The 26,946-nt window shown below is 39.5% G+C and carries 27 protein-coding genes and 1 other annotated feature; of the genes, 3 read left to right on the plus strand and 24 right to left on the minus strand.

The genetic code is table 11. The annotated features are described in order from the left end of the window. Positions 1-305 precede the first annotated feature (305 nt). Together IEV18_RS11745 and IEV18_RS11750 are read right to left on the minus strand one after the other, a co-directional pair. Entirely contained in the window at positions 306-1,931 is a 1,626-nt protein-coding gene (locus IEV18_RS11745) for a Na/Pi cotransporter family protein (RefSeq protein WP_188392575.1), read from the minus strand. Positions 1,932-2,103: 172 nt separating this feature from the next. Then, positions 2,104-2,748 carry an NfeD family protein gene (locus tag IEV18_RS11750; RefSeq protein ID WP_188392576.1) on the minus strand — a complete coding sequence of 215 codons (645 nt, stop codon included), beginning with the start codon at positions 2,746-2,748 and terminating at the stop codon, positions 2,104-2,106. Positions 2,749-2,838: 90 nt separating this feature from the next. Between IEV18_RS11750 and yqfZ the strand changes: the two genes are divergently transcribed. Then, positions 2,839-3,144 carry a protein YqfZ gene (gene yqfZ, locus IEV18_RS11755; RefSeq protein WP_188392577.1) on the plus strand — a complete coding sequence of 102 codons (306 nt, stop codon included), beginning with the start codon at positions 2,839-2,841 and terminating at the stop codon, positions 3,142-3,144. Between the two features lie 37 nt (positions 3,145-3,181). On the opposite strand, the gene IEV18_RS11760 is transcribed toward yqfZ, so the two are convergent. Next, a complete protein-coding gene (locus IEV18_RS11760; RefSeq protein ID WP_188392578.1) occupies positions 3,182-3,544 on the minus strand; it encodes a hypothetical protein in 363 nt (120 codons plus the stop codon). Positions 3,545-3,687: 143 nt separating this feature from the next. On the opposite strand from IEV18_RS11760, the gene IEV18_RS11765 reads away from it, so the two are divergent. Then, the gene (locus IEV18_RS11765) at positions 3,688-3,975 is read left to right on the plus strand and encodes a DUF2624 domain-containing protein (protein ID WP_188392579.1); all 288 of its coding nucleotides are present in this window, start codon (positions 3,688-3,690) and stop codon (positions 3,973-3,975) included. A gap of 61 nt (positions 3,976-4,036) precedes the next feature. Here IEV18_RS11765 and IEV18_RS11770 read toward each other — a convergent pair whose 3' ends face one another. The 4 genes from IEV18_RS11770 to IEV18_RS11785 are packed head-to-tail and all read right to left on the minus strand — an operon-like array spanning position 4,037 to position 8,097. Further along, complete coding sequence (locus IEV18_RS11770; RefSeq protein WP_188392580.1) at positions 4,037-4,933, minus strand: deoxyribonuclease IV; 897 nt, start codon at positions 4,931-4,933, stop codon at positions 4,037-4,039. A gap of 20 nt (positions 4,934-4,953) precedes the next feature. Further along, on the minus strand, positions 4,954-6,267 hold the full coding sequence (locus IEV18_RS11775; protein WP_188392581.1) for a DEAD/DEAH box helicase: 1,314 nt from the start codon (positions 6,265-6,267) through the stop codon (positions 4,954-4,956). A gap of 20 nt (positions 6,268-6,287) precedes the next feature. Further along, positions 6,288-7,400 (minus strand): Nif3-like dinuclear metal center hexameric protein, encoded by a 1,113-nt coding sequence (locus IEV18_RS11780; protein ID WP_188392582.1) that lies wholly within the window; start codon positions 7,398-7,400, stop codon positions 6,288-6,290. After that, entirely contained in the window at positions 7,384-8,097 is a 714-nt protein-coding gene (locus tag IEV18_RS11785) for a tRNA (adenine(22)-N(1))-methyltransferase (RefSeq protein WP_188392583.1), read from the minus strand. Before IEV18_RS11785 ends, IEV18_RS11780 begins: the two co-directional genes overlap by 17 nt. 206 nt (positions 8,098-8,303) lie before the next feature. On the opposite strand from IEV18_RS11785, the gene IEV18_RS11790 reads away from it, so the two are divergent. Beyond that, the gene (locus tag IEV18_RS11790; protein ID WP_188392584.1) at positions 8,304-9,521 is read left to right on the plus strand and encodes an ISL3 family transposase; all 1,218 of its coding nucleotides are present in this window, start codon (positions 8,304-8,306) and stop codon (positions 9,519-9,521) included. 168 nt (positions 9,522-9,689) lie between these two features. On the opposite strand, the gene cccA is transcribed toward IEV18_RS11790, so the two are convergent. From cccA to yqfC, 17 genes are all read right to left on the minus strand, one after another. Beyond that, on the minus strand, positions 9,690-10,064 hold the full coding sequence (gene cccA, locus IEV18_RS11795; RefSeq protein WP_188392585.1) for a cytochrome c550: 375 nt from the start codon (positions 10,062-10,064) through the stop codon (positions 9,690-9,692). Positions 10,065-10,169: 105 nt separating this feature from the next. After that, positions 10,170-10,700, minus strand: coding sequence for a hypothetical protein (locus IEV18_RS11800; RefSeq protein ID WP_188392586.1), 531 nt, complete (start codon positions 10,698-10,700; stop codon positions 10,170-10,172). 72 nt (positions 10,701-10,772) lie between these two features. Then, complete coding sequence (gene rpoD, locus IEV18_RS11805) at positions 10,773-11,888, minus strand: RNA polymerase sigma factor RpoD (RefSeq protein WP_188392587.1); 1,116 nt, start codon at positions 11,886-11,888, stop codon at positions 10,773-10,775. Positions 11,889-11,919: 31 nt separating this feature from the next. Then, the gene (gene dnaG, locus IEV18_RS11810; protein ID WP_188392588.1) at positions 11,920-13,725 is read right to left on the minus strand and encodes a DNA primase; all 1,806 of its coding nucleotides are present in this window, start codon (positions 13,723-13,725) and stop codon (positions 11,920-11,922) included. A 344-nt stretch (positions 13,726-14,069) separates the two neighbouring features. Beyond that, the gene (locus IEV18_RS11815; protein WP_188392589.1) at positions 14,070-14,876 is read right to left on the minus strand and encodes a pyruvate, water dikinase regulatory protein; all 807 of its coding nucleotides are present in this window, start codon (positions 14,874-14,876) and stop codon (positions 14,070-14,072) included. Between the two features lie 23 nt (positions 14,877-14,899). Further along, complete coding sequence (gene ccpN, locus IEV18_RS11820; RefSeq protein WP_188392590.1) at positions 14,900-15,586, minus strand: transcriptional regulator CcpN; 687 nt, start codon at positions 15,584-15,586, stop codon at positions 14,900-14,902. 181 nt (positions 15,587-15,767) lie between these two features. Beyond that, the gene (glyS, locus tag IEV18_RS11825; protein ID WP_188392591.1) at positions 15,768-17,849 is read right to left on the minus strand and encodes a glycine--tRNA ligase subunit beta; all 2,082 of its coding nucleotides are present in this window, start codon (positions 17,847-17,849) and stop codon (positions 15,768-15,770) included. Between the two features lies 1 nt (position 17,850). Beyond that, entirely contained in the window at positions 17,851-18,729 is an 879-nt protein-coding gene (gene glyQ / locus IEV18_RS11830; RefSeq protein ID WP_188392592.1) for a glycine--tRNA ligase subunit alpha, read from the minus strand. An 80-nt stretch (positions 18,730-18,809) separates the two neighbouring features. Continuing rightward, positions 18,810-18,981: a binding site (T-box leader), on the minus strand. 52 nt (positions 18,982-19,033) lie between these two features. Continuing rightward, complete coding sequence (gene recO / locus IEV18_RS11835) at positions 19,034-19,777, minus strand: DNA repair protein RecO (RefSeq protein WP_188392593.1); 744 nt, start codon at positions 19,775-19,777, stop codon at positions 19,034-19,036. Between the two features lie 47 nt (positions 19,778-19,824). Next, positions 19,825-19,968, minus strand: coding sequence for a YqzL family protein (locus IEV18_RS11840; protein WP_188392594.1), 144 nt, complete (start codon positions 19,966-19,968; stop codon positions 19,825-19,827). Between the two features lie 94 nt (positions 19,969-20,062). Next, positions 20,063-20,959: a GTPase Era gene (era, locus tag IEV18_RS11845; protein WP_188392595.1), complete on the minus strand. Its 897-nt coding sequence runs from the start codon at positions 20,957-20,959 to the stop codon at positions 20,063-20,065. A 128-nt stretch (positions 20,960-21,087) separates the two neighbouring features. Further along, complete coding sequence (locus IEV18_RS11850; RefSeq protein ID WP_229733648.1) at positions 21,088-21,450, minus strand: diacylglycerol kinase family protein; 363 nt, start codon at positions 21,448-21,450, stop codon at positions 21,088-21,090. Next, on the minus strand, positions 21,440-21,904 hold the full coding sequence (gene ybeY, locus IEV18_RS11855; RefSeq protein ID WP_188392596.1) for an rRNA maturation RNase YbeY: 465 nt from the start codon (positions 21,902-21,904) through the stop codon (positions 21,440-21,442). The genes IEV18_RS11850 and ybeY overlap by 11 nt, the downstream gene beginning before the upstream one ends. Next, entirely contained in the window at positions 21,905-24,040 is a 2,136-nt protein-coding gene (locus IEV18_RS11860; protein ID WP_188392597.1) for an HD family phosphohydrolase, read from the minus strand. It lies immediately after the preceding gene. Positions 24,041-24,161: 121 nt separating this feature from the next. Beyond that, the gene (locus IEV18_RS11865; protein ID WP_188392598.1) at positions 24,162-25,121 is read right to left on the minus strand and encodes a PhoH family protein; all 960 of its coding nucleotides are present in this window, start codon (positions 25,119-25,121) and stop codon (positions 24,162-24,164) included. Between the two features lie 2 nt (positions 25,122-25,123). Further along, complete coding sequence (gene yqfD, locus IEV18_RS11870; RefSeq protein ID WP_188392599.1) at positions 25,124-26,341, minus strand: sporulation protein YqfD; 1,218 nt, start codon at positions 26,339-26,341, stop codon at positions 25,124-25,126. 16 nt (positions 26,342-26,357) lie between these two features. Next, entirely contained in the window at positions 26,358-26,639 is a 282-nt protein-coding gene (gene yqfC / locus IEV18_RS11875; RefSeq protein WP_188392600.1) for a sporulation protein YqfC, read from the minus strand. Between the last annotated feature and the right edge of the window lie 307 nt (positions 26,640-26,946).

Raw genomic sequence — 26,946 nt, forward strand, 5'->3', positions numbered from 1 at the left:
TTTTGGATCCATAGAGAGAAAAACAGGCATCCAAAAGTGCTCTTTTGCACCAAATTTTCGGATGCCTGTTTTTGTTTCAAAGTCAAGCTTTATTTTTGGGTAAACTTAAAAAATATCCATTTTTTTCATTTTTAGCTTTAAAAGAAATACATACTTGGTTAGATTACCACGATGGTACCTGTTAATTGGCTTATTAGTGGTTATATTCGCAATAAATATACCTTTTTTCCACCCCCAAATTATGTTTCGAAACAGAAAAATAGTTCCAAACAGCTATACCTGTTTGGAACTATTCTATTAATTCTTCAGTCTCCAAGTACTTCCTCGGCGATGTTTACTGCATGGTCCCCAATTCGTTCCAAGTTGCTGATGATGTCCACGAAAACAATACCGGCAGACGCACTGCACAAACCTTCATTCATGCGGATAATATGTTTTTTACGGAAGGAGCGTTCCATCTGGTCGATTTCTTCTTCCTTCTGGATTACTTCCAATGCTTTTTCCCGGTTCATACTATCCAATGACTCAATCGCCTGTTTCACCGTCATTAAGGTCAGATCAAACATGTTGTTTAAATCTTCCATTGCTTGATCCGTCATTTGCACTTTATGAGAAATTTTATAATCAACTAGTTCCACAATATTTTCGAAATGGTCTCCAATTCGTTCAATATCCCGTACCGAATCCATTAATGCTGTATGCTTCGCACTATCCGCTTCGGATAAAGTTTTTGCAGAAATATCGATTAAATAATTCGTAATCTTTCGGTCCAAATTATTAATCGCATCTTCAATTTGCATCGCCATTTCTGAATGTTTCGGACTGTTCGTTGTCAGATACAGATTAGTTTCCTCCAGACCTTTAGTTGCAAATTCACCCATACGGATTACCTCCGATTTTGCCTGCTCCAATGCTAAAGATGCTGAGCGTTCGATAAAAATCGGATCCAAATGTTTCGGCTTATACTCGATAATGGTATCCTTACCAGGGACAAATTTAGTAACGATCCATGCTAAAACTCCAATAAATGGAAATTGAATAATGGTATTAATAACGTTAAAGCTTCCATGAGCGAAGGCTATCGTCATTTCCGGATTCAGATTTAGCTTTGCTTGCAAAAAGGCCACGTAAGAAGTGAATAAGCCTAATATCGTCAAAAATATAGTAGTACCAATGACGTTAAATAATACGTGGGTTAATGCTGCCCGTTTTGCCGCTACCGTTGCTCCGATCGATGCCAAAACAGCGGTTATTGTTGTTCCGATATTATCTCCAAATAGTACTGGCAAAGCAGCATTTAAAGTTAGAGCACCTTCAGAATACAGCCCTTGCAAAATACCGACCGTTGCACTGGAACTTTGAACAATGACAGTAAAAATTGTTCCAATAACTACACCTAAGATTGGGTTATCACTCATGCTCACTGTTAACTCATGAAATGTTTCTAAGCTGCGTAATGGTTTCACACCACTGCTCATTAGCTCAAGTCCAAAGAATAGGGAACCGAAGCCGAACACAGCCTGTCCGACATTATTAACCTTTTGGTTTTTAAAGAAAAATAATAAAAATGCCCCGACCGCCATAATCGGCAACGCATATTCTCCGATATCAAAACCGATGATAAACGCGGTTACTGTTGTACCGATATTTGCACCCATAATAACACCAATTGCTTGTCTTAATGTCATAAAACCAGCATTGACAAGTCCGACGGTTAATACGGTCGTGCCAGAACTGCTTTGAATCAGTCCTGTTACAATAATCCCTGCCAGTACACCAAGAAACGGATTGCTTGTAAATCGGTCCAGAATGTCTCTAAGACGGTCTCCGGCAGACTTCTGCAATCCGTCTCCCATAAATTTTATTCCCAGCAAAAAGATACCTAGTCCCCCGATAAATTCAAAAATCAGTGTCTGTATGTCGATCTCCAACTATGTTACATCCCTTCATCTGTAATCTTTTTTTATAACCCTTATCCATATTAATTTTTTGTTAATAGCATGTAAAGTATTTGCAAGAAGAATTAACAATAAATTTACAATTCAATTTCCCTTCAGTTTTATATTCCCCCTATTTCGATACGCTAATAAAAAAAATCCCGGTTTAATCCAGGATTTCTTTGCTTAATTTTTCGACAAGAATTTTTGTGCCGTCAACTTGGACCACTCGGATAGCCGTATTTTTTCCTATCCATTGACCGTCGGATATCGCACTGTATTGTTTTTTGCCAATTTGAATCGTTCCGACCGGCCGCAAATCCGTTAATGTTGTTCCCTCTTGTCCGACTAATTTTTCATATTCCATATTCATGGAATTGTATCCTTTTTCTTTCGTTAATTGGTCTTTGAGAGCAATCTTTTTCCACATTTGCCGTTTTTTAAATACTTTCAAAAACATGAGGGAAGAAACGCTCCCAATAATCACTCCTAATACGGCGTAAAGCCCAGCAGTGAAGGAAGATGCTGCCAGCGCTACGGATACTAACATGATTGCCAAGCCAATCGTGGCAAAAGTACCATCATTAATTACTTTACCGTCTAATACGATGAGGAATAACCCGACAAAATATAAAATAAGCATTAGAATAAAGGAACTTGTCTCAACATATGCACCAAAATAGACGGTAATAAATCCGATGCCGAGCAAACCGAAAATTCCTCTGGCATTCACGAGTACTTCCCCTATTAAAAACAATGTTCCAAAAAAGGTTATGATAAAGCCAATCCATTCCCATTCAAATATTTCCATGAAAGACCTCCCCTTTCCCTATGTACATACGATTCAGACAGATAAATTGTTTCATCTTCAAGAAAAGAAAAAGATGAAAGAAGGAAAAAAATGCGGCGTTTCTTAATTTTTATTTTAATCATATTTCTCATCCAAAGTATATATAAAGACCTCTCACTTAGTACAGAAAAACCTGTAGAAAGACAGGAAAGCGAAGAGACATTCGTCCAGGTAATTCAAGTTAAAACGGAACCAGGAGATACAATATTTTCAATTATGGAAGAATTGCACGATGGTGCAAGATTCAAAAGGCAAATAATCCTTCAAGATTTTCAAAAGCTAAATCCGAATGCGGATCCGCTCCAGCTGGAAGCGTACAAGTTTTACTTTTTCCCTATATACAATATTAGCCAATAAAATAAGGAGACGAAAGATATCGTCTCCTTGTGCACCGTTATATAAACGGTAATAAAAAGAAGGTAATGAGGATGGAAATAACACCTGCAGCAATGGCAATATTCCCTAACGTTTCCGCTCCTCGGTTTCGGGAAACAAATCCTAAAATAATCCCAGCGCCTCCAAGCACAACGGGCCAGAAGAAATAGGACAGTACCGACAATAGAATTCCAATCCAGCCATACATCGTATTCGTATCTTCTTCCCGATGCACTCTTCTCTGATAGTCATCTGCTGTAAATTCAGCTGCAAATTCTTCATTGCGGGAACTGTCATGCTCTATACCAATATAATCCTGATTCCTTCTTTCTTCACCATGATTGGGACTTTTCTCGACCCGGTCCCTCCGATAGTCATCCATAGAACTTGCCTCCTTCAATAAACTTGAGGTGCAAGTATAGTTTATGGACCTTCTCACTATATTACTGATGTTATTTTGTGGAAGTCACCCATTTTAATTTTTCGCATAGTTTATAGCATATCAGTATCAAAAGGAGTAAAAAGATGTCTGTTTTTATTAAAGAGTTTGTAAAAAATAAACTGAAACAGGTTACATCGGAAGAGATTTTATATTATGCCCGGCAATATGGGTTTCACTTAACCCATGCCGAAGCCCAGGAGATTTCCAATTTTTTACGGACTAATACATTGGATCCGTTTAAAAAGCGAGAAAGAATTAAAATGATGCAGCAGCTGGCAATGATTACCGACCCGGCTACGGTGAAAAAAACAGAAAAGCTGTTGATGGAACTTGTAGAACGGCATGGACTCGGATATTTATTGGAAGATTAATGTAAATAAAAACCCAAGTAAGCATAATAGTTGCATACTTGGGTTTTTAATTAATTGTGATTTATTCCTGTTCCATAATTTGCTCTTTCAGCGTTTCCTCAAATTTTCCGTTTCGAATCATTGCAATTTCATGTTTGTACGGCGCCTTTTTATTTTTCTTATCTTCCCCAACATATGGTGTTTCTAATATTTTCGGCAATTCTTTAAACTGTTCATGGCGAATAATATAATTTAATGCATCAAATCCGATATGTCCAAATCCGATATTTTCGTGGCGGTCTTTATGGGATCCTCTTTCATTTTTGCTGTCGTTCACATGTACTACTTTGATCCGGTCGACACCGATAATTTTATCAAATTCGTTTAAAACGCCATCAAAATCATGCACCACATCATAGCCCGCATCGTGCAGGTGGCACGTGTCAATACAGACAGACAATTTTTCATTATGCGTTACTCCGTCAATTATTTTGGCGATTTCCTCAAAAGTACGGCCGATTTCTGAACCTTTGCCCGCCATTGTTTCCAGGGCAATTTGTACATCTTGATTTTTGTCAATGACTTCATTTAGTCCTTCAATAATTTTTTTAATCCCAGTTTCCGCTCCTGCTCCAACGTGGGCGCCTGGGTGTAAAACGATCTGTTTGGCGCCAATTGCTTCCGTCCGTTCAATCTCACTGCGGAGGAAATTAACGCCCAATTCAAATGTTTCGGGCTTGGACGAGTTCCCGATATTAATAATATACGGCGCATGAACAACAATATCGGTTATTCCATGTTCCTCCATATGTTTTATACCTGCTTCAATATTCAGTTCGTCAATCGGTTTTCTTCTCGTATTTTGCGGAGCACCAGTATAAATCATAAATGTATTCGCTCCATAGGAAACGGCTTCCTCACTGGAAGCAAGCAGCATTTTTTTCCCGCTCATCGATACGTGTGATCCTATTTTTAACATAAATTACACCTTCCCCATGATTAAGTTCTGCGTTTTAATTTTTTTGCCAGTTGTCTTTTTATCGCTTGCTGCTGTTTTTTCATTTTCTTCTTATATCCAGGTTTTACTTTTTTAGCTTTTTTAACTCTTTTCCATGCTTCCTTTTCTAAATCTGATGTATTACTTTTTCGCAAATTTCGGGCGTTCCATGCTTTTGCCTCGACAATTTCACCATGTTTTACATCGACGTAAGCAAAGTTTATCCCTTTTTCTTCCAGTTTGCGAATTAACGGGATATCTTCATCCGTATACAAGCTGATGGCAGTACCTTCCATCCCGGCCCTTGCCGTTCTTCCGACCCGATGGATATAAAATTCTTCTTCCTTCGGCATTTGTGCATTAATGACATGACTGACCCCTTTGATGTCAATTCCCCTTGAAGCCAAATCCGTGGCAACGATATATTGATATCGTAATTGCTGTATATCTTTTAATGCCCTTTTTCTTTCCCTCGGGGAAAGTCCGCCGTGAATCAGTCCGGTGCTGATTCCTTTTGTTCCGAGAGCCATGCTTAAGTCATCTGCCTGTTTTTTCCCGTTCGTAAAAATTATCGCTAAATAAGGCTGGATGATTTGGGCAATTTGTCCGATGATGTCACTTTCATCCCGGTGCTTCTTGGCAATTAATAAATGCTCCATCGTTTCCGGAGATAAATGGCCTTCGATTTCAATAAATGCCGGGTGTTCTAAATATTTTTGCAAAAAGTGTTCCAGCCGGACAGGAATTGTTGCAGAGAAAACTAATAATTGAATGTCTTCCTTGCAGCGAATCAATAACTGGTCGATATCCTCTATAAATCCTAAATCCGCCATTAAGTCAGCTTCATCAATAACAAAAGATGTCGCAGAATAAATGGAAAGGGCATTTTCCTTTACCAAGTCCAAGATCCGTCCGGGCGTCCCAACGATGATATGGGGCGGCTGCTTTAATTTTTCGACCATTTTCTGCTTGTCCGTACCGCCAATCAGCAGCTTGCTCGTCCATATCCCTTGTTTTCCCGCCAACTGGATAATTTTTCGTACTTCATCATAAATTTGACTTGCCAGTTCCCTCGTCGGAGCAGTAATGACAAACTGGACTTCTTTTTTCTCTTCATCCAGCCGGTTAAAAATCGGCAGCAGAAATGCATGGGTTTTTCCTGAACCGGTATGGGATTTGCCGATGACACTTTCTCCTTTTAGCGCTTTTGGGATGACTTTAGCTTGAATTTGAGTCGGTTGTTTAAACGAGAGCAGCCGGATAACTTCTAATATCTTATCATTTAAAGCAAATCGACGAAAATCCGATTGGTTCATGTATGTATACTCCTTTTTCATCAGATAAATTGAAATGGGTCGGTATTCGTTTCCGAGACGATAATCTCAACGTTATCGTCCAAGTTATTTTCTAAATATCGTTTGACACTTTCTTTCATCGCCTTTTCTATATAATGCCCGGCATCAATTACCGCTAAACCCATTTGCCAAGCATCTTGGGCTGCATGGAACGTCATATCACCGGTAATGTAAACATCTGCCCCCTTTTGTTTTGCGGCGTGGATATATTTTTCCCCACTGCCTCCAAGGATAGCAACTTTTCTAATTTGTGCTTCCAAGTCCCCTGTTACTCTTGCATAGGGAATGTCCAGCTTATTTTTCACGTGAACGGCAAATTCGCGTAAAGTTACCGGTTTGGCCAACGTTCCAATTCTGCCGAGACCATATTTTTTTCCTTTATTTTCCAGCGGGTATATATCGTATGCTACTTCTTCATATGGGTGCGCGTTAATCATTGCTTGGACAACTTTGTTCAGATTTTCCTCTTCCACAATTGTTTCCATTCGTACTTCATCGACAAATTCTAATTGATTTTGTGTGCCAATGTATGGGTTTGTTCCTTCCAGCGGTTTAAATGTCCCCTGCCCTTGCGATTGGAAAGTGCAATGGCTGTAATTTCCAATATGGCCTGCACCGCTGTTTCCCATTGCATCTCTCACCTTTTCAGCATGGGATAAAGGGACAAAACAAACGAGTTTGTACAAAGATTGAACCCGGTATTCCCGAACATGGTGGGTAGGCTGAATATTTAATTTTTCACAAAGGATATCGTTCATTCCTCCTTCAGCCAAATCATAATTCGTATGGGCGGCATATACCGTAATATCATGTTTTAATAATTTGGAAACCATTCTTCCTTGTGGGCTTTCCACATGAATCTGGTTCAGCGGTTTAAACAGCATTGGATGATGGGCGATGATTAGATTGACTTCTTTATTAATCGCTTCATCTACGACTGGCTCGAGCACGTCCAACGTTACCATTATTTTCTTCACCAAATGTTTATCCGAGCCGACTTGTAAACCGACGTTGTCCCAATCATAAGCAAGGTCTTTCGGAGCGAGTTTCTCCAGCAGCCGAAAAACATCTGCATGTTTAAGTTCTTTTTCCATTGTTCAATACCTCCTCCACCATTTTTAGCTGCATTTCAAACCAAGCAACTTTCTTTTCATTGATGATGTTTGCCTTTTTCATCTGCTCAATAATTTGTTGCAATTTATCATACCGCTGCTGCCACTTTTTCCGAAATATTTCAGTTTGGTTCCTTAATAGGACGGGGCCAAATAAATATTCCTCTTCCGTTAAATGGAGAGACTCCGCTTTTTTATCTGCAACGATAATTTCATAAATATGGCCTTTTTCTTCCAAAATCATTTCCGCGACAATCGAATATTGATGCTGATGGAGCCATTTGCGCGTACTTCGCTCATCCACGTTAGGCTGTACAATAATTCGTTCAACGGTTTTAAGCTTTTGTTTTCCATTTTCTAAAATCGATGTGATTAAGGATCCTCCCATGCCAGCAATCACAACTTGTTTTACAGCATCCTTCGCTGTGAGTATATCAAATCCGTTTCCGAGCCGGACGTCAATTTGTTTTTCCAATTTGAAGGCATGAACCGTCTTTTTTGCCCGTTCATATGGTCCCTCGTTTACTTCACCGGCAATCGCCCGGGAGGCAGGGTCACGAAGACATTTATAACATGGCAAATAAGCATGATCGGATCCAATGTCAGCAAAATAGGCTCCTTCCGGCAAAAAAGAGGCAATCGATTTTAAACGTTCTGTAATCGGTAAATTTTTTTCCATAGCTGTACCTCACTGAATTTCTACACGATTAATTAAATCAATTGTAAAGGATTTTGTAAAATAATGGGTCTTACTTTTTAAAAAGAGGCTCTATACTAAATGTTGGGGTTTAGAAATAATTTAAAGACAAATAAAAGCACGCTTCTCCAATTTCTTTTATACTTGAATTGACGAGAAACAAGCAAAAAGAGAGGAGAAGCGTGTAAATGAATAATACCATAAAAATCCCTGGTTTAGAAGATGTAATTATTACAAAGGTGGAGGAATTTGAGGATCGAATAGCCATATTTGTCGAAATGAAGGTCCAAACCCACAGATGCCCAAAATGTGGTAAAAAAACGCGAAAAATACATGATTATCGAGTGCAAAAAATTAAGCATTTAAAATGGTTTGAGCGTTTAAGCTATATTTTTTATCGGAAGCGCAGATATAGATGTGATGCATGCGGAAAAAGATTTTATGAGAAAAATACGATTGTGGATCGTTACCAGCGTTTTTCCAAAGAATGGAATCGAGCCGTAAATATACGCAGTGTAAGAGCGAAGACATTTAAAGAAATTAGCCAGCAATTTGGCGCTTCCCCATCTACTATCATTCGCAGATTTGATGAGCTTGCAGAGAAAGAGCTAAAAGATGTAGAGGAGCTTCCTCGTGTCATCTCCATCGATGAATACAAAGGTGATACAAAAGAAGGTAAATATCAAGTCATTATCGCAAATGGGGAAACAAAGGAACCCATTGACATTCTTCCGAATCGGAGGAAAAAAACCATTGCCAACTACCTGCGTAAGTATGGGGCAAAGGTAGGTGTCGTAGTAATGGATATGAGCCCATCCTTTAAAGCTGCGGTGAACAAAGCTCTAGATAGACCGGTGATTGTCGCAGATCGTTTTCATTTTTGCCGGTATATTTATTGGGCATTAGATGCCGTTCGCAGGCGGGTACAAAGTACTTGGAATGACTACGATCGGAAAAAGTGCAAAAAAATGCGTTATGTATTTTACAAGGACAGCGGGAAATTATCTGATAAGGATCGATGGTACTTGAACAGGTATTGTCAGATGTCGGAAGAATTAAGAGCAGCCTATCAATTAAAAGAAAAGTACTGTAAATGGTTCCAACAAGCAAAACAGAATGGCCTTGAGAAAATCCAAGAAACAAAAAAAGGTTTATATCGCTTTTATGAGTTGGTGGAAGAATCAGGAATACCAGAATTTAAAAGAAATATTCAGACCTTAAAGAACTGGCAAACAGAAATATTAAACAGCTTTGTATATGGATATTCAAATGGATTTTTAGAAGGGATTAATAATCACACGAAAGTCATGAAACGGAATGCGTTTGGATTTAGAAACTTTAGACGTTCCCGTGCACGAATATTACTATCGCACAAGTATAAAGAAATTGGAGTTCATGTGGGTTAGGAAGACAGTTTCCTTTTACTCCTTTTCCTTTATTGGTGAAATTTATTTCACCAATAAAGGAAGAGGCCACCAAGCGCAAGCGCGGTAGCCTAAACCCCAACATTTGACATAGAACCTAAAAAGAAAAGCTTTCTGATCAGGACAGAAAGCTTCTCTCTTTAAAATATATTATTGTTTTTCGCTTAGCCATTCGCTTAGCAAACTGACTTCTTCTGCTGGAATATGGGATTGTGCAGGCATCGTGCCGATACCGTTTTGAATAATTTCAGCAAGCTCTTCTGGGGAGTATTTAGAGCCGATGTTTGCTAGTTCCGGGCCAGCTCCTCCAGATAAATCCGCCCCGTGACAAGCCGCACAATTATTTGCATAAATAGCTTCCGGATCGCTGGAAACCTCACCTTCTTCAGCAGTTTGTTCCGTACCTTGCTCTGCTTCCTGTGCCGCTTTATCGCGCATATCGACACCAACAAAAGCAATGACAATCATAAGTACAATACCCAAAACTGCGATGATTCCATATCCAAATGCTGGGTTTCTTTTCATTCTGTTTTCCTCCTTATGTATCCCCTAGTATTTCTATATAAAAATAGACACTAACTATAGTTTACTCGAAAACGACTTTAGTTTAAAGAATAAAGATGTGAAATTTTATAAAACATTGTAGATTATGGTAAACATAATCCCAATAATTGCTGTAATCATTAAATAATTCCATTTATTTTTCCAGCTTAGTCCCATCCAAAAAAGAAAGTTTAAGAAAATAATCGTATTTACGATGGCAGCATTTCGCGTCAAATTCCCAATAAAAACCGTTGAAAGCAGAATAAGCATTAAGGTTATGACCAAGGAAAGATGCATTATTCGGATGTTTTTCTTTTTATAATAAAGAAAACACCAAAAGCTGTAGCTTAGAAATAGAATTAAAATACTAAGTTGCAAAACGGATGGAAATTTCGTAAAATATATCACAAGAAAAGAAAACGGTAACAATAAAACCATTAACACAACTTGAAGGAAGGTACGGACAGAAGAACGATTTTTATATTTCTCGTTCTCCCCTATACCTTCTCCATTTGTATACAATGCCAATAAAAAATTACAATATTCTTCAGGGAGTAATTTGTGCTCTTTCCAATATTGAATTTCGCTAATAATGACTGCGATTCGTTCCTTTGACAAAGCACTCCCCCCAAACCGCCATCGGCAAAAAATTAGAAAGGAAGGCCATTGGATAACAATGACACCTCCTTCTTAATCAAGGAAATCTTTCAAACGCTTGCTGCGGCTAGGATGTCTTAATTTCCGCAGCGCCTTTGCTTCAATTTGACGAATGCGCTCCCTAGTTACGCCGAAGACTTTTCCTACTTCTTCCAGTGTACGGGTACGGCCGTCATCCAACCCAAATCGAAGACGTAATACATTTTCTTCCCTGTCGGTCAATGTGTCTAATACATCCTCCAGCTGTTCTTTCAGGAGTTCGTAAGCAGCATGTTCCGATGGGGATACAGCTTCATGGTCTTCGATAAAGTCGCCTAAATGAGAATCGTCTTCTTCACCGATTGGAGTTTCCAATGAAACAGGCTCTTGGGCAATTTTTAATATATCCCGGACTTTTTCCGGAGAAAGTTCCATTTCCTCTCCGATTTCTTCCGGTGTCGGTTCACGGCCTAAATCTTGCAGCAATGAACGCTGAACCCGAATCAGTTTGTTAATGGTTTCAACCATATGAACAGGAATCCGAATCGTTCGTGCCTGGTCAGCAATGGCTCGTGTAATCGCCTGACGAATCCACCAAGTAGCATACGTACTGAATTTGAAACCTTTACGATAATCAAATTTTTCGACCGCTTTAATTAATCCCATATTTCCTTCTTGGATTAAATCGAGAAATAACATTCCGCGACCTACATACCGTTTTGCGATGCTTACAACTAATCGCAAGTTTGCTTCAGCTAACCGCCTTTTCGCCTCTTCGTCTCCTTGTTCGATACGGGTGGCAAGTTCGATTTCCTCTTCTGCAGATAGTAAATTTACCCGGCCGATTTCTTTTAAGTACATTCGTACCGGATCATTTATTTTTATCCCAAGAGGAACACTGACATCATCCAGCTGAAAGTCTTCTTCTTTTGCTATTTCCTTCATATTCGGGTCATCCTCGGAATCACCTATCACTTCCACACCTTGTTCCTCAAGGTACTCATAGAACTCATCCATTTGGTCTGAATCAATTTCAAAATTGCTTAATTGATCTGCAATTTCCTCATAAGCAATTGTTCCTCGTTTTTTACCAATTTCTACTAATTTTTCTTTTGCGTGTTCCAATGTTTGTTCATTTTCATTCAACTCAGTTTGTTTTTTCTCAGCCAACAGAGTCCCCCTCCTTCCAATGTAATTTGACTTATCTATTCTTCAGCTGTTTTTGGATTTCAATAATTTCTTTGGCAATTTGCGCTGCTCTAATAGGGTCTCTTTGTTGTTCCGCTATTCTCTGCTGTTCCTTCAAAGAATGAATGCTTTTTATATCATGGCCTTGTTTTCGAATTAAATCTATATAATCCATTAGTTCAGGTTCGCTTATATCCGTATCATCCACGGACATTGCCAATTCAGTGACTAATTGTTTTATTTCAGGATCATGAATTCTTTCCAGAAATAAACTGATATCCGGGTGATGACCTTCTTCATAAAAAGCAAATAGATGTGTTGCAATTATTTTATGCAAATCAATATTAAAACCTGCACCAATTTCTTCTTTTACTTTATCCGCAATTTGCTCATCTTGTAACATCCAGTACAAAAGTTTTCGTTCCGCATTATGAAAGGCCGGCAGCAGCTTCTGATTCTTTATGAAAAACGATTTATTAGCAATGCGGTTTGTACTGCGTTTGTCCTTTGGCTGCTGTTTTCTTTGCTCCTTATGGATTTCTTCTCTCAGCACTTCCAAGCTAAAATCAAATTCATTGCTAAGCTCTTTTAAGTAATATTCCCTTTCTACGGAGCTCTTAATCAGTGCGAGATGCTTAATGGCAGCTTCCACATAGCGGATTCGTTCCGATTCTTGGCTGAAATCAAAGTTTCTCCGCAAATAGCGCAAGTAAAACGTGTTGTACGGTTCACTTTTTTTTATAATATTATTGCGGAAAGCATCTCCGCCTAAGGTCCGGATATAGCTGTCCGGGTCAGTTCCATCGGGCAGATTTGCAATTTTAACATTGCATCCGGTCTGACGCAGCAAATTTGCTGCCTTATAGGCTGCTTCAATACCGGCCTGATCCCCGTCATAGCAAATAATACATGTATCTACATAGCGCCGTAACAATTTTGCCTGGTAGTCGGTAAGCGATGTTCCTAATGTGGCTACTGCATGTTTAATCCCGGCTTGATATGCGGCAATGACATCCACATATCCTTCAAACAAAATAGCTTCATTTTCTTTTCTAATATGTTTTCTTGCCAGGTCAAAATTAAACAATAATTTCCCTTTATGAAACAGGCTGCTTTCTGGACTGTTTAAGTATTTTGGCTCGCCTTCCGAGATAATTCTTCCTCCAAAGGCGACTGTTTTCCCGAAGTGATTTCGAATAGGAAATATTACCCTCCCCCGAAATCGATCAGTTACCTGCTTGCTGTTAGTCTGCAGCGAAAGTATTCCTTCTTTGACGAGCATTGCTTCATGGAATCCTTTCTTGAGCAAAAATTCAATTGTAAAATCCGTGTCATTTGGCGCAAATCCTAATTGGAACTCTTCTATGGTCAAATCGGATATGCCACGATGAAGCAAGTAACGATAACCCTCTTTCCCCTGTTTTGAATGCTTTAACATATGGTGATAATATTTTGTCAGCCATTCAAAAGCAGATAATGCCGTATCATTTTCTTTCGATACCGAACTGCGGGGTTCTTCCCATTCCGGAAGAAAAATACCGGCACGCTTGGCCAAAAACTGCACTGCCTCAATAAAAGAGAGACTTTCTATTTCCATCATAAACGTAATGACGTTTCCGCCTTTACCGCAGCCAAAGCAGTGGAAAATCTGCTTTTCTTGGGTTACGGAAAATGATGGCGTTTTTTCCCCATGGAAAGGACATAATCCAAAATAATTTCTGCCCTGTTTTTTAAGCTGTACATATTCTCCTACGACATCAACAATGTCATTTGCCTTTTTTATATCTTCTATGACTTCTTCCTGTATTTGGTTGGCCATCTGTATCACCATACTTACTCATTCGCGGCGAATGAAAATTATCCTGCAAGATTCGACATTTTTTTCAAATAATACATACATCGCCTCACTTCAAGCATCTTGAAGGCCTGCACCTGCAATTTCATACTCATTCACTACTATATTTCTACAAAAAACTGCAGAATCCTTCTTTATGAATAATGTTTAACTTTTCAGAATATGCTTAAATGATGTGAAATAATACACATTAATATCTTTACACAAATAGTTATTATAATACAATGCACCTAAAAATTCTATTTATTTGAATTAAATGTTATCAAAATGAAAAACATTCTACATATGGTAGAATGTTTTTCCGTGTTTCATTTTCGATGTAACATATGCAAGATAATACTTGCTGTCTCTTCTACCGCCTTGTTGGATACGTCAATTACGTTACAACCTATTTTATCCACAATTTGATTAAAATAATCCAATTCCTGGTGAATTCGGTCCATATTTGCATAGGTTGCTTCGTCCTTTAATCCTAAGGCTTTTAGTCGCTCTTTGCGAATTTCGTTTAATTTCTCCGGTTTAATGCTTAAACCAATACACTTTTTCGGATCGACTTCAAACAGTTCTTCCGGCGGATCCACTTCTGGCACAATTGGAACGTTTGCCACCTTTATCCGTTTAAGTGCTAAATACTGGGACAATGGAGTTTTGGATGTTCTGGAAACGCCAATCAATATAATATCCGCCCTTGCGATTCCTCTAGGGTCCCTGCCATCGTCATACTTTACGGCAAACTCAATTGCTTCTACCCGCTTGAAATAGTCTTCATCCAGTTTATGTACAAGACCTGCTTCCAGGCGGGGAGGCTTTTGAAACGCTCTCTCCATCGCTTCCATTGTCGGACCCATTATGTCAACTGCTTCAATATTTAATTTTTCAGCCTGTTCTTTAATATATTTTCGTAACTTCGGATCCACAAGGGTGAAACTAATTATTCCTGACGTATCTTTTGCCATTTGCAATGCTTCATCGATTGTTTCCTTATCTTCTACATAAGGAATTCGGCTGATTTGATAATCTACGCCGTTAAACTGGCTTAATCCCGCCTTGACGACGAGTTCGGCAGTTTCACCGACAGAATCAGACAAAACATAAATCGTTTTTTCACCTAACATGACGTTGCCACCCTTCTTTTACATTACAGCGCACTATCCGTAGCTAATTCGACAAATACTTTCGTAATCGTCGTCTTTGTAATTCGCCCAACTACGTGTAAACCATCCTCTGTATCCTTTACTACAGGGAGTCCGTCAATTTGTTTCTCAATTAATTTCTTTGCCGCTTCAAGCAGCAGATCGTCTTTCCGGCATACGGTAATATTGGGCATCCGTGTCATGATGATATGTATGTCCAGGGCATTCAAATCATGCTGTCCGATACTTGCCCTTAACAAGTCTTTCCTGGAAACAACTCCGGTTAAACACGATTTTTCATTAACGACAAATAAAGTGCCCACATCTTCTAAAAACATGGTGGAAATGGCATCATAAACGGAAACTTCTTCCCTTACGACGACTGGGATTTGCTGAAAATCCTGGACTTTAAACTTTTTTATTTTTTCCGTCAATAATTCAGACCCGGTTTTCCCGGTATAAAAATAACCGACCCGCGGGCGGGCCTCCAGAAATCCGGCCATCGTTAAAATGGCTAAATCCGGCCTTAATGTTGCCCGAGTCAAATTTAATTTTTCTGCGATATTTTCTCCTGTGATTGGTCCATTTGCTTTGACGATTTCTATAATTTGTTCTTGCCTTTTTGATAACTCCACAATCTCACCGCCTTGCACATCCGAACGATTCGCATGATTAAATAATAAATTGGCCATTCCCTTACATCTCAAGAGAAAGCCAAAAAAGTTTCCCGTTACAATAAATATAGCGAAAGCTGCCCAGCGAAGCAGCTCGTTCCATTCGGCAGCAGCTTGCCAAACGGTTCTCTTGAATTATTATATACTATTTTCCCTAAAAAAGGAATTGTGTCATACTTTTTTTGGCTTTTATTCTCTTTTATTGATGCTGTTTCCACTCAATGATGGATAAGTTTGCAAAGTCATTCGTCAGTTTTGCTATCCTGTTTAATAATGCAAGGCGATTCCTTTTCAGATTTTCGTCTTCAGCCATCACCATATTGTGATCAAAAAATGCATGAATCGGTTCTGTCAGTTCAGTTAATGCTTGAAGCGCTTTATTTGCATTCTTCTCCCGTTTTCCTTCGTCATAATTTTCTTTTGCTTCCAGATAGGATCGAAACAGCGCCCGCTCCGACTCTGTCTGCAAATAATCTGTATCCACTTCTGTTTCCTCTGTTTTTTTCGCTATATTTAACACCCGTACTAAAGCTTCTTGGGTTCGTTTAAAATCAGAATCATGACGCTTTTGGGACAACAATAGTGCTTTTTCTTCCGCGTAGTTAAACAGACCGATTTCTTTGTCAAGAACAGCGTGAATTACATCCTGTTCAATCTGTTTTTCCCGCAAAATAAACGTTGCCCGCTGCTGGAAAAATTCATGCAAAGACTTTTTAACGTCTTCCGTGTTTTCGATATATTTATTGTCTTGATACTGCTGTAAAGCAATCTCTAAAATTGTTTCCAGTGATATATCCCAATTGTTTTCTTCCAGAATACGGAGTATTCCTGTAGCTTGTCTCCGTAAGCCGTACGGATCTTGGGAGCCGGTTGGAATTAAACCGACGGAAATACAGCCGACAACTGTATCCATTTTATCTGCAACACTCAGAATCGATCCAAGCATTGTGTCAGGAAGTTTCCCGTTGGCATTGATTGGCATGTAATGTTCCCGGATGCTCGCTGCAATGTCATCCTCTTCTCCGTAAATAGCCGCATATTTTTCTCCGATAATGCCTTGCAGTTCGGTAAATTCCTGAACCATATTCGTCATGAGGTCAAATTTACTGATCATGGCTGCCCGCTCTGTTTTTTGCAGGAAGCAAGATTCTTGATTAATAAGGGAAGCAGTCTGTACTGCAATCGACTGCACTCTTTTCACTTTCTCCATGTACGTGCCAAGTTTTTCTTGGAATACAACTTTTTCGAGCCTTTCAACATAATAGTCAATTGGTTTTTTAAGATCTTCTTCAAAGAAAAATTCGGCATCCGAAAGTCGTGCGCGGAGAACTTTTTCATTTCCTTTCACAACCGTATCCAGTTTCTTGTCGTTTCCGTTGCGTACTCCAATAAATTTAGGCAATAATTGGCCTTCTTTTGTTTTCACAGGAAAATAACGCTGATGCTCCTTCATCGATGTAATTAACACTTCTTCCGGCAGATTAAGAAAACGTTCATCAAAAGATCCGACAAAAGCCGTCGGGTATTCAACTAAGTTGCATACTTCATGAAGCAGCGAATCATCCACAGGGATAACTACGTCATGATTAATCTCCAGTTCCCGAATGCTATCTAAAATCCGTTTCTTTCGATCTTCCGCATTCACAATGACATACTGTTTTTCCATCACGTTTTCATAATCTTTCGGATTGTTTAAAGAGACTTTTTTCCCTAAAAACCGGTGACCATACGTAATCCGGTCCGTCGGGACAGAGGCGATTTCAAATGGAATGATTTCTTCGCCGTACAATGCGACTAGCCAACGGATTGGCCGGGCATAACGCAAAGATTCGGTTGACCAGCGCATATTTTTTCCGAATTGAATTCCTTCAATTATTTCCTTGAAAGCGGGCAAAAGTTCCTTCGTTTTTTTTCCATCAATTCGCTTTTTTACATAAATATAAGAAACGCCTTTTACCTCTTTCGTATAAATATCATCAACTGTCATCCCTTGGCCTTTCGTAAATCCGACAGCCGCCTTCGACCAGGCTCCGTCTTCCGTTTGGGCAACTTTTAATGATGGTCCCTTTACTTCTTCCTCTACCGTTTCTTGTTCTTCCACGGCCTGTTCAATTAACACAGCAAGCCGGCGCGGCGTGGAGTAGGACGTAATGCGCTGATAGGATATTCGGTTTTCTTCAAACCATTGTTTCGTTTTCGTGCGAAGCTGTTTTTCTGCATCATCAATAAAGCGGGCAGGCAATTCTTCCAGTCCGATTTCAAATAAAATGTCTTTTCCCATTTTATTGATCCTCCTTTTTTAACATTGGAAAACCGAGCCGTTCCCTTTCCTTTACATATGCTTTGGCAATTTTTCGCGCCAAATTCCGGATTCTCGAAATATATCCTGTACGCTCTGTCACGCTGATAACTCCCCTTGCATCGAGCAAGTTAAACGTATGGGAACATTTTAATACGTAATCATAGGCAGGAAAGACGAGCCCTTTTTCCATTGTCCGCTCCGCCTCTTTTTCGTACATCCGGAATAGCTGAAACAGCATTTCTGTATCGGACTCTTCAAAGGTATATTTGGAATGTTCGTATTCCGGCTGGTAGAAAATGTCCCGGTACGTAAATTGTTCATTCCAATCGAGATCAAAGACGTTCTCCTTATCTTGAATATAGGATGCCAGCCGTTCAATTCCGTATGTCAATTCGACGGCCACCGGATTTGCTTCCAGTCCCCCGATTTGCTGAAAGTACGTAAATTGGGTAATTTCCATACCGTCAAGCCACACTTCCCAGCCAAGTCCTGCTGCGCCTAACGTCGGGTTTTCCCAGTTGTCTTCCACAAAACGGATATCATGTTCTAATGGGTCGATTCCCAATTCCTTCAGTGAATTTAAATACAATTCTTGTATATTATCCGGAGAAGGCTTCATAATCACCTGAAACTGATGATGCTGGTACAGCCGATTTGGATTTTCCCCGTATCTCCCGTCCGCAGGTCTTCTGGAAGGTTCCACGTATGCGACATTCCACGGCTCCGGGCCGAGACTGCGAAGCAAAGTCATCGGCGACATCGTGCCTGCCCCTTTCTCCACATCGTACGCTTGAACGAGAATACAATTATGCTTTGACCAGTAATCTTGTAAAGTAAGTATCATCTGTTGAATATTCATCTGTATATCCCTCCATTTTTTTCGCAAATGAAAGTCGGAAAATAAAACAGCAAAAAACCGTCCATATGCCTTTATTTAGACATAGGGACGGCTTTCACCGCGGTTCCACCCTATTTGCCCGAGAAATCTCAGGCCGCTTTAAAATCATTTGCTCCGAAGCGCCCTTCCTTGCTGCCTGTTATCCAGCTCCCACCGTCCTGGACTCGCTATAAACAGTTACAAACAAGTACTCCTCTTCATCTTCGCAAACAGTATGAAATTATGTAAAATCATAAGTCAAGAAAAGAAATATGTCAACAATAAACTACTCCAGGTGATGAATTTGCTGCAAAAACTTTTTCGACTTGAGTTTATAGCCGCCGTACTCGTCATAGTAAGCGTCAAGGAGCCGGCGCAGCATTGTCCTGTTTTCAGCTTTTAAGGAAATCGATTTAACCCGCTCTAATCCAACTATCGAAAAAATGTATAATAACCTCACGAGAACATCTGACAACATGACTGCCTCCGGGTCGAATGCTTTACATTGTGTGCAAAGCAAACCGCCTTCGCGAATGGAAAAGGCGTAAGGTGAATTCTTCTTTCCGCATTGAACACAGGCGTCAACAACAGGAGCAAATCCGCCTTTTTTATATAGCTTCAATTCATACATTAAAACAGGAATTTCATATTCATTATGGTCACTGATCCAGTCAAAGGTCAAGCGGAACTGATCAAACAGATAATAGTCCGGCCTGCGGTCATCCAGCAATTTATCCGTTAATTCAGAAACATAGCTGGCATAAGCGGTTTTTACAATATCTTCACGTATGTTTCGGTAGGATTGGATGATTTCTCCTTGTTGGATTGTGCTAAGCCCCTGCTGCAAATATACGAAAAATTGACCATAGATAAATGGCTGCGTTAATGCAGCCATTCTGCTTTTTGGTTTTTTTGCGCCTCTTGCGATGGCGGTAAATTTGCCAATTTTTTTGCTGAAAATCGTAACAATTTTATGTGTCTCGCTATAGTCTATCGTTTTTATAATAAACCCATCGATTTTTTCTAACACATCGATTCACCCTTTATTTCCCTAGCTAGAAAGTGAAAGTTACATTATTAGTTTGATTCTACCGGTGAATCATTTTTCCTGTCTGAAAGGACTGTGCTTTCCTTTTTCGCCTCACTGCTCAATTCTTTATACAATAAATACGTTTCAATATTTCCCGTTTGGCTGAACAGTTTCCAAGTAAGGTCAATCATGAAGAAGCCACCTTTCCAAATATTTAATAATGTAACTTCACTATTTAGACTGGCCATCGTTTCTGCAAATCATGAGTTATAAATATTTCCATATTTAATAATCCTCTTGTCTGAACCCGTATTCGTACAGCTGGCTTTCCCTGTTTCGCCAGTCTTCTTTCACTTTTACCCATAATTCTAAATACACCTTTGAGCCGAGCAGTGCTTCTATATCCTCTCGGGCTCTTTTGCCGACATTCTTTAACATTTTCCCTTGTTTGCCTATTAAAATTCCCTTTTGGGATTTTCTCTCCGTAATAATGGTTGCTTGAATAAATACCGTATTGTTTTCTCTTCGCTCTAAATTATCCATGACGACAGTAATCGAATGGGGAATCTCTTCCCTCGTCAGCTGCAGCACTTTTTCCCGGATAAATTCGGTAATAATAAATCTTTCCGGATGGTCCGTCACCTGTTCTTCCGGATAATATTTCGGTCCTTCCGGAAGATATTCTTTTAACACTTGCAGCAGACGGTCAATATTATTTCCTTCCAGTGCAGATATCGGAATAATTTCTTGAAAATTTCCTTTATCCTTATACAAATCAATTAACGGCAAGAGTTCGTCGGGATGAACCAAATCTATTTTGTTTACGATGAGAAAAATTGGGCTTTTCACGTTTTGCAGCCGGTCGAGAATATATTGATCGCCTTTGCCATATCCTTCTTTTGCATTAATCATAAACAGGATGGCGTCCACTTCATTCAGTGTATTTTCTGCAACTTTGACCATAAAATCGCCAAGCTTATGCTTCGGTTTATGAATCCCTGGTGTATCGATGAAAATATATTGTGCTTCGTCTGTAGTATATACGCCTTGTATTTTATTTCGTGTTGTTTGCGGCTTGTCACTCATAATTGCTATTTTTTGACCAATTACCCGGTTTAAAAATGTCGATTTTCCTACGTTGGGACGGCCGATGATGGCAATAAATCCTGATTTATAACCCATGTTGTACCTCCGTCATTTTTCTGTAAGCAGTTTCATCTTTATCCTTATCATACTATAAGTAATAAAGAAATTCTAAACCCATTTTGCCTTTCGACAAAATGGGGAAAAGTTTTCACAATATCAATATGTTAAAAAAGTAAAAGAATCTTTGGACCAAAAATAAGGATGCCGATAATGATCGCAAAAATTGCGGAAACAAGGACACATGCTGCGGCAATATCCTTAATGAGCTTAGCCTGAATATGGTACTCCGGTTTCACATAGTCTATGATCCGTTCCACAATGGAATTTACCATTTCCATGACTAGCACAAAACCGACGACGATGAGTATGATCGCCCATTCAACGGCAGATAACCGGAAGATCATTCCGGCAATGATGACAAGAAAAGCTGCGATTAAATGGATACGGAAATTATATTCTTTTGAAATGACTTCTTTTAGTCCGTTCCAGGCAAACGCAAAACCTATCTTTTGACGTTTATCTTTCAAGACCAAATTCACCAAGTATGGATTCTTGTTTACGAAACATCTTTTTTTCGTCTTCCTCGTTCATGTGGTCGTAACCCAATAAATGAAGAAAACCGTGGACAGTTAAAAATCCTAATTCCCGTTCCATTGAATGGTTATAGTCTGCTGCCTGTTCTTTTGCTTTATCAACAGAAATGATAATATCTCCAAGAACTGGCGGAAGCATCTCGCCAATAATATCCATCTCGCCTTCCGTCTTTTCCTGCATCGGAAAAGAAATGACATCGGTCGGCGCATCTTTATCCCGATACTCCCGATTTAGCTGTTGAATTTCCTCGTTATGAACAAAGGTAAGTGATATTTCCGCATCTTCGGCAACTTTTTCTTTTTTCGCAGCGAATTGCAATAATCGCTCCAATAAATTTTTCTGTTCTTCTGAAATAGAATCGGTTTTATCCAAAAAGTCAATTTGCAATTATTTTGCCTCCTTCGTCGGGTACTGGATTCTTGAGTGAAAAATCCCTTTTAACGTATTACAGATGGTTTCTTGGATTGTCTCAAGTTCCTTTAAAGTGAGAGGGCACTCGTTCATCTGCCCGTCAGTCATTCTATCTTTAATAATTAAGGAAACAATTTCCTCGATTTTTTCTTCCGTCGGCTCTTTTAATGACCGCACGGCTGCTTCGACTGAATCGCATATACAGATAATCGCCGCTTCCTTCGTCTGCGGTTTGGGACCGGGATAACGGTAGTCTTTCTCTTCCACAAACTGATCGGTTTCCTTCGCTTTAAAGTAAAAATACTTTAATAAGGTTGTGCCGTGATGCTGCTTGGCAATATCAATGATTTCATTCGGCATTTTCTCTTTCATTAAAATTTCAGCCCCATCATATGGATGGCTAATAATAATTTTAGCACTTTCTTCCGGTTCGATAAAATCATGGGGGTTTTGAATGGACAGCTGGTTTTCTATGAAATAATGGGGCCGCACTGTCTTCCCGATATCATGATAGTAGGAACCGACCCTCGCCAAAAGACCGTTTGCACCGATTGCTTCACAAGCAGTCTCGCTTAAATTAGCTACCATGATGGAATGATGGTACGTTCCTGGCGCTTCCGTTAATATTTTCTTCAATAAAGGCTGGTTTGGGTTGGATAATTGCAATAGCTTTCCGTCAGTTAAAATGCCTAAGCCTGTCTCAAAAAAAGGCAGCAGACCGATGGTAAGTACAGAAGCGAGAAACGCAGACACTACACCGAAAGCCCCTTGGAACAGCAGATCCATGTATGTATATTTCTCAAAGGACAAGAATATAAATAAAGTGATTACGGTGAGATTTACGATGGTAATACCAAATCCGGCCTTTAAAAAGTAACTCCGGTCTTTCGTATTCTTTAATAAGATGATGGCTGCTATTTGTGATATGAAACAATATATCCCCGCTTCGATATTTAACTGTCCCGGAATTTCTCCGTTAAAGATAACCGATGCAAGAATGGACATTACAGAAGCAAAGATAAAACTAAACCTTTCGTGGATTAATAACTTTACCAATAAAACCCCCATAGATATTGGAGTCACATAAAACAAATAATTGTCTGTCGTCGTATAAAGACTAATGACTTTCATCATCGAAGCGACAATAATGCTAACAAACACGATGGCCATCATTTTCCGCTGGTCCAGCTTTCCTTTTAATAAGAGTACCCTCATTTCATGGGCAATGACCAGGCATAATAAAAGAATTAGCAGAACTAGGCCGATGATTGGAAACAAGTTGGCCTGCTGGTCCAGTACTCCGACTAATTCCAGCTTTGCATATATATCATTCGTTATAACTTGTCCTTCCCTGACGATGATTTCTCCTGCTTGGATCATGACCGGATTCACATTGCTTGCTGCCTCTTTTCTTGCTTCAGATGTCAATTCCACATCAAAGAAGGAGTTTTCCACGATAGCAAATTCTGTTAACTTGGATAATGGACTCTTTAAGTCTTCGCTTAGCTCCGAATATTTAATGTTGTCTTTCACTTGTGCAAGAGAGGTTTGCAAATTTTCCGTTCGGACTCCATCGTTTAAAGTTTCTTCTACAGCTTTAAGGAAAAATGTTCTCCCTTTTTCCCGGTCCTTCTTAGGAACTTGCAGTAATTGAATTAACGTCTGATCGCTGACAGAAGAAGTAATGTCTTCCGATAAAATTTGCTTCAGCCGGTTCACCTTTTCCTGCTCTGTAATTGGAACCGCAATATCCTCGTCTTTTCTTTCGACGCTGTACTCTTCTTCCAATGTTGAAATGGCATCAAAGATTTCATGAATATAATTTATTCTTTCTTCCGTAATTTCCTGGGATATGGCGTATCGGTCTTCCACCGCCTGAACCGACTCGCGGATTCTGCGTTCTGTTTCTTGTTTATTCTCAATCGTAATCGGCGAACGGATCGTTTCCGAAGCAATGCTGAACTTTTCAATTTCATACGTCTGCGTAAATACATTATTGATTGTGAGAAAGAAAAAGAACAAACCTAACAAACTTGCCGATAAAACAATTATTCCCCAAGTATTTCCAAGTTCCCATAATTTGTTCAGCCAGTTTTCCTGATTCTTTTTCACCTGCTCAATCCTCTCCCTGAAAACCTCATTATAGAAATAAGACCCGCGTTTCAAAGGGTCTTGCAAGTTTTTTCAAGTTATCGAAACTGTATACATATTGAGTTGTTATGCAGTCAGCTTCTTATTCCTTCCGTTCGTATGCCTCAATAATTTTTTGCACGAGAGGATGTCTTACCACATCCGATTGTTCCAGATGAACAAAAGAAATTCCGTCTACTCCGCTTAACAATTTCTGTGCTACTTCCAGTCCAGAGATTACTCCTTTCGGCAAATCGATTTGGGTTATATCCCCGGTTATTACCATTTTCGACCCAAATCCGAGCCTCGTTAAAAACATCTTCATTTGTGCTGTTGTTGTATTTTGTGCTTCGTCTAATATAACGAAGGCATCATCCAGCGTCCGCCCCCGCATATAGGCAAGCGGAGCGATCTCAATTGTTTCTCTTTCTATTAAGCGTAACGTATGGTCTGAACCGAGCACATCATGCAATGCATCATATAACGGCCGTAAATAAGGATCCACCTTTTCCTTCAAATCACCTGGCAAAAAGCCTAGGCTTTCCCCTGCTTCTACGGCAGGTCGGGTTAAAATAATTCGCTTTACCATGCCATGTTTTAACGCATGAACTGCCATCACGACTGCCAAATACGTTTTCCCGGTACCTGCCGGGCCAATGCCGAAAACTAAATCATGCTTTTTAATCGCAGCAACATATTTCTTCTGTCCCAGAGTTTTTACTCGAATTGATTTTCCCTTGACATTTTTAGTGATTTCATCTTCAAACAACGTTTCAAACTGATGGATATTGCCTTTCGCTGCCAAATCGACCGCATAAACAACATCCCGCTCCGTAATGGTGATTCCTTTCCGGATAACTTGAAGCAGAGCAATGAGAACATCTTGAATAATCGGAATCGTGTTGTCTGCACCAGAAACTTGTATCAGTTCTCCCCTGGATACGATGGAAATATCCAATTTCTTTTCCAGCAATTTTAAGTACTTATCATTGTTACCGAATAATGCTAATGCTTCTTGTGCATTGTTTAAGTGTAATTCGATTTCATTTAAATTCCCGGACATAATCAATCTCCTTGATTTAATGGTTGTATGCGTACAATATTTTCTTCTACAGTGATATACAGGTTTAACTTTACTTTACCATCATCTAAACGCTCTTGCAAAACATTTTCTGACAATATTTTGGCATCTGGACCAAGCTGTAACAAGAGGTCCGCTTTTGCCTGCTTCTTCCCGATTTCTTTTGCTTCCGCTTCCGTTCGGACTCCTTGGAAAATCTCCTTTTCATAGTATGTTCTCTTATTCCACTGGATAGGAAGTTTCCATCCAAAAAAATGAACCGCCTGTTCATGAATTTCGGTATCCGTTTTCTGGAAAGAAGGTTTGCCAAATCCCCAAATAGGTATTTCCACCTCACCTATTTGCAAAAAATATTTTGTTTCTTTATTTCCAGTAACTTTTTCATATTTATACTTTAACGGGACAGTCACATTTACTTCATACCATGTCGTTGCATATATTTCCCCCTCGGCAGCCACTTTTTCTTTTTTGTTTTTATCCTTTTTATCTTTGTTTTCTTCCCCTGCTGATTCTATTTCTCCAGAAACGAGAATATCTCCAGGTTCCACATAATCGTTTACTTTCACCATGGGAACTCCTTTTTCCACATAGAGCTTTTTAATAACTCCTTTTTTTGAAGCGATTAAGTTGCGCGGTTTATGCGCTTCTGCTTCTTTTACGACAATTTTCTCGATCCCTTCCAAATGATAGGTTGTCCCTTTTTGTTCCACACCAACCCAAAGCAATTCCGGAATATCGCTAATTAATCGCTGCTGGATTGTGTTAGGGGATTCCAGCCCGAAAATCCATGCTCCCGGATGAACGCCATATACCCGCAGCTGCTTTTCAATTTTGGCTTCTATTTCTTTCGGTACACCTGTTACTTCAACGTTCCAAACGATATTCGACAAAACAAAAAACAGGAGAATTGCCAAAATAAGCCCGATCCATAATGGTCTTTGGCGAAGGAAACGGTGAAATAAAAAGGGATAGCCTTTTTTCTCCGTAAAATAGATTTTATTTTTCGTTTGCCTGTTTAATTTCCGAATGGCGCGAATATCCGATACTTTCACATATCCTTCACAAACATCGTCTGCAGTTTTTTTTACGTTCCACACGACGATGCGATGGTCAATACATTTTTGAAAAAATAGTTCCGGATTGTTCCCTTTTACAGTCAGCTTTACATATCCTTGAAAATAAACTCCTTGTATTGGCTTCATGTTCTCCTCCCATTCCTCATCCCGGAATAAATTTTACATCCGTAATTGTCCCTTCTAACAAAATTTCTTCAGGGAGCATCATTTTCAGCACAAAGGATTCTCCAGTAATCTTTACAGAACCCTTTTTCATTTTTAAAATGAGCTCTGTATCAGAAAAGGCTGTTAAGCCGTCATAATTTTCAATATATGCATGAATTTGACCGATCACAGTAATTCTCGGCAATTCTAAGATGACGTCAGAAGGAAGTGCAAAAGAATGAATCAATATTGAACGAATCTGCTGTTGCCATTTCTTCATATGCATTCCCCTTTCAAAATCATATGTATGATAAAGGGAAATGGATAAGAACAGAAAAAGAAAGGATTAAAGGGAAATTGAGATAGGGGGAGGTGACTAACCTCCGTCCCTCTCACACCACCGTACGTACGGTTCCGTATACGGCGGTTCCAGATTATGTATGACGCAAAATTTCATATCTAGCGGATATGCTTTTTAGCCCTTGGCTTGACCAGTATTTGGTGCCAAGGGCTATGTGTAATATGGGACTCTTTGCGATACGCCAATATGCTTTCCTGGAGTTTGACCATTCATATGCCTTTTGTGG

Source organism: Compostibacillus humi (assembly GCF_014637175.1).
Lineage (GTDB): Bacteria > Bacillota > Bacilli > Bacillales > Amphibacillaceae > Oceanobacillus > Oceanobacillus humi.

Coding starts and splice junctions, on each gene's coding strand:
- glyQ (WP_188392592.1), bottom strand. CDS start 18,729: ATGAATATTCAACAGATGATACTTACTTTACAAGATTACTGGTCAAAG.
- IEV18_RS11790 (WP_188392584.1), top strand. CDS start 8,304: ATGAATAATACCATAAAAATCCCTGGTTTAGAAGATGTAATTATTACA.
- glyS (WP_188392591.1), bottom strand. CDS start 17,849: ATGGGAAAAGACATTTTATTTGAAATCGGACTGGAAGAATTGCCTGCC.
- ccpN (WP_188392590.1), bottom strand. CDS start 15,586: ATGGCCAATTTATTATTTAATCATGCGAATCGTTCGGATGTGCAAGGC.
- IEV18_RS11815 (WP_188392589.1), bottom strand. CDS start 14,876: ATGTTAGGTGAAAAAACGATTTATGTTTTGTCTGATTCTGTCGGTGAA.
- yqfD (WP_188392599.1), bottom strand. CDS start 26,341: ATGAAGCCAATACAAGGAGTTTATTTTCAAGGATATGTAAAGCTGACT.
- IEV18_RS11760 (WP_188392578.1), bottom strand. CDS start 3,544: ATGGATGACTATCGGAGGGACCGGGTCGAGAAAAGTCCCAATCATGGT.
- IEV18_RS11770 (WP_188392580.1), bottom strand. CDS start 4,933: ATGTTAAAAATAGGATCACACGTATCGATGAGCGGGAAAAAAATGCTG.
- IEV18_RS11750 (WP_188392576.1), bottom strand. CDS start 2,748: ATGGAAATATTTGAATGGGAATGGATTGGCTTTATCATAACCTTTTTT.
- IEV18_RS11865 (WP_188392598.1), bottom strand. CDS start 25,121: ATGTCCGGGAATTTAAATGAAATCGAATTACACTTAAACAATGCACAA.
- yqfC (WP_188392600.1), bottom strand. CDS start 26,639: ATGAAGAAATGGCAACAGCAGATTCGTTCAATATTGATTCATTCTTTT.
- IEV18_RS11785 (WP_188392583.1), bottom strand. CDS start 8,097: ATGGAAAAAAATTTACCGATTACAGAACGTTTAAAATCGATTGCCTCT.
- dnaG (WP_188392588.1), bottom strand. CDS start 13,725: ATGGCCAACCAAATACAGGAAGAAGTCATAGAAGATATAAAAAAGGCA.
- IEV18_RS11775 (WP_188392581.1), bottom strand. CDS start 6,267: ATGAACCAATCGGATTTTCGTCGATTTGCTTTAAATGATAAGATATTA.
- IEV18_RS11780 (WP_188392582.1), bottom strand. CDS start 7,400: ATGGAAAAAGAACTTAAACATGCAGATGTTTTTCGGCTGCTGGAGAAA.
- era (WP_188392595.1), bottom strand. CDS start 20,959: ATGGGTTATAAATCAGGATTTATTGCCATCATCGGCCGTCCCAACGTA.
- IEV18_RS11765 (WP_188392579.1), top strand. CDS start 3,688: ATGTCTGTTTTTATTAAAGAGTTTGTAAAAAATAAACTGAAACAGGTT.
- IEV18_RS11840 (WP_188392594.1), bottom strand. CDS start 19,968: ATGATTGACCTTACTTGGAAACTGTTCAGCCAAACGGGAAATATTGAA.
- yqfZ (WP_188392577.1), top strand. CDS start 2,839: ATGCGGCGTTTCTTAATTTTTATTTTAATCATATTTCTCATCCAAAGT.
- cccA (WP_188392585.1), bottom strand. CDS start 10,064: ATGAAAAGAAACCCAGCATTTGGATATGGAATCATCGCAGTTTTGGGT.